The organism is Romboutsia weinsteinii, assembly GCF_002250835.2.
Classification (GTDB): Bacteria; Bacillota; Clostridia; order Peptostreptococcales; family Peptostreptococcaceae; genus Romboutsia_A; species Romboutsia_A weinsteinii.
In genome coordinates this window covers 1-3,915 of sequence record NZ_NOJY02000113.1, presented here as the reverse complement: position 1 = coordinate 3,915, position 3,915 = coordinate 1, and the positions used below count along the sequence as shown (strand labels likewise).

6 protein-coding genes are annotated in these 3,915 nt (G+C 30.9%); all 6 read left to right on the top strand.

Features of this window, described 5'->3' with window-relative positions:
* The coding region (locus CHL78_RS19760) for a GntR family transcriptional regulator (RefSeq protein WP_147295864.1) at positions 1–651 on the top strand (651 nt) is incomplete at its 5' end.
* Positions 652–673: 22 nt separating this feature from the next.
* Complete coding sequence (locus CHL78_RS19755; RefSeq protein WP_094369762.1) at positions 674–1,087, top strand: PTS sugar transporter subunit IIA; 414 nt, start codon at positions 674–676, stop codon at positions 1,085–1,087.
* Positions 1,088–1,090: 3 nt separating this feature from the next.
* A complete protein-coding gene (locus CHL78_RS19750; protein WP_094369763.1) occupies positions 1,091–1,834 on the top strand; it encodes a BtpA/SgcQ family protein in 744 nt (247 codons plus the stop codon).
* Positions 1,834–2,304: a PTS sugar transporter subunit IIB gene (locus CHL78_RS19745; RefSeq protein WP_094369764.1), complete on the top strand. Its 471-nt coding sequence runs from the start codon at positions 1,834–1,836 to the stop codon at positions 2,302–2,304. Before CHL78_RS19750 ends, CHL78_RS19745 begins: the two co-directional genes overlap by 1 nt.
* Positions 2,305–2,327: 23 nt before the next feature.
* On the top strand, positions 2,328–3,086 hold the full coding sequence (locus tag CHL78_RS19740) for a PTS mannose/fructose/sorbose/N-acetylgalactosamine transporter subunit IIC (RefSeq protein WP_094369765.1): 759 nt from the start codon (positions 2,328–2,330) through the stop codon (positions 3,084–3,086).
* Positions 3,070–3,912, top strand: coding sequence for a PTS system mannose/fructose/sorbose family transporter subunit IID (locus tag CHL78_RS19735; RefSeq protein WP_094369766.1), 843 nt, complete (start codon positions 3,070–3,072; stop codon positions 3,910–3,912). The genes CHL78_RS19740 and CHL78_RS19735 overlap by 17 nt, the downstream gene beginning before the upstream one ends.
* Positions 3,913–3,915 lie beyond the last annotated feature (3 nt).

Here is a 3,915-nt window from a genome sequence, read left to right as displayed (position 1 = left end):
GGTATATATAAACCAGGCGACAAACTTCCATCAGAGGGAGACTTATGTAAAGAGTTTAATATAAGTCGTATAACAGTGAGAAATGCACTTAGTGAGCTTGTAAAAGAAGATATATTATGTAAAAAGCGTGGTAAGGGAACTTATGTAACAATTCCAGAAAGAATAGAGGCAACATGTGCAGGAAATAGTTTTACTAATTCTTGTCATCGTATTAATGCAAAACCAAGTACTAAAATAATTTCTACTACAATAGAAAAAGCTAACAAGTATGTGTCTGAGGCTTTAAATATCGAACCAGAAGAAAAGATAATATGTATTAAAAGACTTAGATTAATAGATGATGTACCTGTTATTTTTGAAGTTGATTACTTTAGAATAGATTATATGTTTTTATTAAAAGAAGAGTTAGAAGATAGGTCTTTAATGGAAGTTATATCTAAAAATATAAGTACACTACCTAAGCGTGTAGAAAATATATTTGAAGTCAAACACTCCAATAAAGATTATTCTGGACATCTTAAATGTGCAAGTAATATGCCATTATTGAAAGTTAGGCAACTAGTATACACAGAAAATAATGATGTATTATATTATAATGAACAGTTTATAAGAAGTGATAAGTACAAATATGCAGTATCAGCAGAAATATAATTTATATTTAGGGGGAATAAATATGAGAAAAATAATATTAGCTTCTCATGGTCAATTTTCAAATGGTCTTTTAGATTCAGCAAGAATGATAGTAGGGGACTTAGCAAATTGCGTAAGTTCATATAGCTTACTTCCAGGAGAAAGTGCAGCAGACTTTGCTTTAGAATTAGAAAAAACAATATCAGAAGATAAAGAAACAGAATACGTAGTTTTAGCTGATTTATATGGTGCTAGTGTATGTACTGCTATGTTAAGATTGACTACTTTGTCTAATGTTAAGTTATTTTCGGGAATGAATTTAAATATGGTGTTAGAGCTTCTTACAAGATTTTCTGAAGAACTAACAAATGAAGATATAGATCAGTTAGTGGAAGAATCTAGAATTGGAATTCAAAATGTAACATTACAAATAAATGAGGAAGAAGAGGGATTTTAGTTCATGGAAAATAAGGGGATATTATCAGTTTTCAAAAATAAGAAACCAATAATAGCGATGGTACATTTAAAGGGTGATAGTCCACAAGATATCTTTGAAAGAGCAAAAAGAGAAATTGCTATATTTGAAGAAAATGGTGTAGATGGAATAATGTTAGAGAATTACTATGGTAATTACTATGACTTAGAAAGAATACTTGACTATATATCAAATGCTAATTTATCAATACCATATGGAGTAAATTGCTTAAATGTTGATACTATGGGGTTTGAATTAGCAACAAAATATAATGCAAATTACGTACAAGTTGACTCTGTTGTAGGTCATGTTAAACCTAGAGATGAGGCTACATTAGAAGAATTTTTCAAACTACATCGTTCAAAATGCAAAGCTTATTTAATTGGTGGAGTACGTTTTAAATATCAACCAGTGTTATCAGAAAAAACTGTTGAAGAAGATTTAAAAATAGGAATGACTAGATGTGATGCTATAGCAGTTACAGAAAATGCTACAGGTCAAGAAACATCAATGGAAAAAATAGAAACATTCCGTAATAATGTAGGAGATTTCCCATTAGTTATTGCAGCTGGAGTTACAATAGAAAATGCAAAAAAACAACTTGAAATAGGGGATATGGCAATAATAGGAAGTTATTTCAAAGATAATTACAAAGACTTTGGAGATGTAAGTCCAAAGCATGTAAAAACATTTATGGATGAAATAAAAAGAATTAGGGAGGAATTATAATGATTAAATTAGTAAGAGTAGACCACAGACTTATACATGGACAGGTAGCATTTACATGGACAAAGTTTTTAAGTACAGATTGTATATTAATAGCAAGTGATGATTTATTAAAAGATGATTTAAAAATGGCAGGGTTAAAAATGGCTAAGCCTTCTAATGTTAAACTTGTAATGAAAAGCATAGAGGATTCTGTAAAAGCACTTAACTCAGGTGTTACTGATAAATATAATTTATTAATACTTTGTGAATCTGTAGAAGACGTTTACAGATTAGCTAAAGAAGTTAAAGATATAAAGGCAATAAATCTTGGAGGAACAAAATCAGATGATAATCGTAAAAATATATCTAAAGCAGTTCACGTATCAGAAGATGACATAAAAATGATTAAAGAATTAGATTCAAATGGAGTAAATGTATTCGTACAATTAGTTCCAGATGATGATGCTACAAATGTAATGAAACTAGTATAAGTTATTTTTAGGGGGTAACAAATATGGAAATGACACAAGTTATTTTAATAACTTTAATTGCATTCTTTGCATATATGCACTGTTTTGTAGGTTCTACAATGCATAATAGACCTATTGTTGTTGCACCACTTGTTGGTTTAGCATTAGGTGATTTACATACAGGTATAGTAATAGGATCAACATTAGAATTAGTATTTATGGGTGCATTCCCAGTTGGCGCAAGTAATCCACCTGATTTCGTATCTGGATCTATTATTGCTACAGCATTTGTAATATTAACTGGTCAAGATGTATCTGCAGCAGTTGTGCTTGCAGTTCCTATAGCGACGTTAGTATTACTTATAGATAATTTCTTGATGACAGTTGTGCTTACATGGGGAGCTCACCTGGCTGACCAATATGCTCAAGAAGGAGATATTGAAGGTGTTGAACGTATGCAACTATTATTTGCTATAGGAAACAAAGCAATATTAGCAATAATAGTGGGTATAGGTTTCTCACTAGGTGTTCCAGCAATAGAAAAAATACTTTCATTTATACCAGAATATGTAATTCATGGAATGGACGTTGCAGCAGGAGTAATACCGGCTATAGGTTTTGCCATGTTAGCTAGAATGATGCTTAATAAGAAAACAGTAGCATTTTTACTATTAGGATTTATAATGGTTTCTTATTTAAATATAAGTGTAACAGGAATTGCGTTATTTGGACTGGCAATAGCTTTAATATATGTTAACTTTACAGGAGATAAGGAGGTAGTAGTAGATGACAACGAATTCTAAGAAACTAGAAACAATTTCACAAGATAGTAAAATTACAAGAAAAGATTTTTGGAAATGTTTTAGAAGATCTTTAACAATAGATTCATCTTGGAACTATGAACGTATGCAAAATTTAGCATATGCTTATACGATGGCTCCAATAATTCGTAGATTATATAAAGATGATAAAGAAAAAAGATCTCAAGCTTTAAAAAGACATCTTGAATTTATGTCAGTTACTCCTCATATAAGTACTCTTTTAGTAGGTATATCTGGAGCTATGGAAGAAGAAAAAGCAAAGAATGAAAACTTTGATGAAAATAGTATAAATGCTGTTAAATCAAGTTTGATGGGACCAGTATCGGGAATTGGAGATTCATTCTTCTGGGGAACATTAAAACTTATAGCAGCTGGTATTGGTATAGCCTTAGCTTCTCAAGGAAATATAATGGGACCAATTTTATTCCTTTTAATAATAAACATTCCACACTTTATCATACGTTACATATGTTTAGATAAAGGATTTAAATATGGAACTCAGTTCTTTAAAGATGTAAGTAGCTCGAACATAGTATCAAAAGTTATGGAAGCAGCTTCAATGTTAGGACTTATGGTAATTGGAGGTATGACTGCATCAAATGTAGCTCTAGAACTTACTATGAGTGTAGGTAGTGGAGAGTGGGCAGAACCTATCCAGACTTATTTAGATCAAATTATGCCATGTATGCTTCCGGCCATGATATTTGGAATTATGTACTGGCTATTAGGAAAAAAGGTTAAAACAACTACTATACTAATCTCAGTTATGGCTATTTGTATAGTTCTAGCTGCATTTGGAGTAGTATAAATA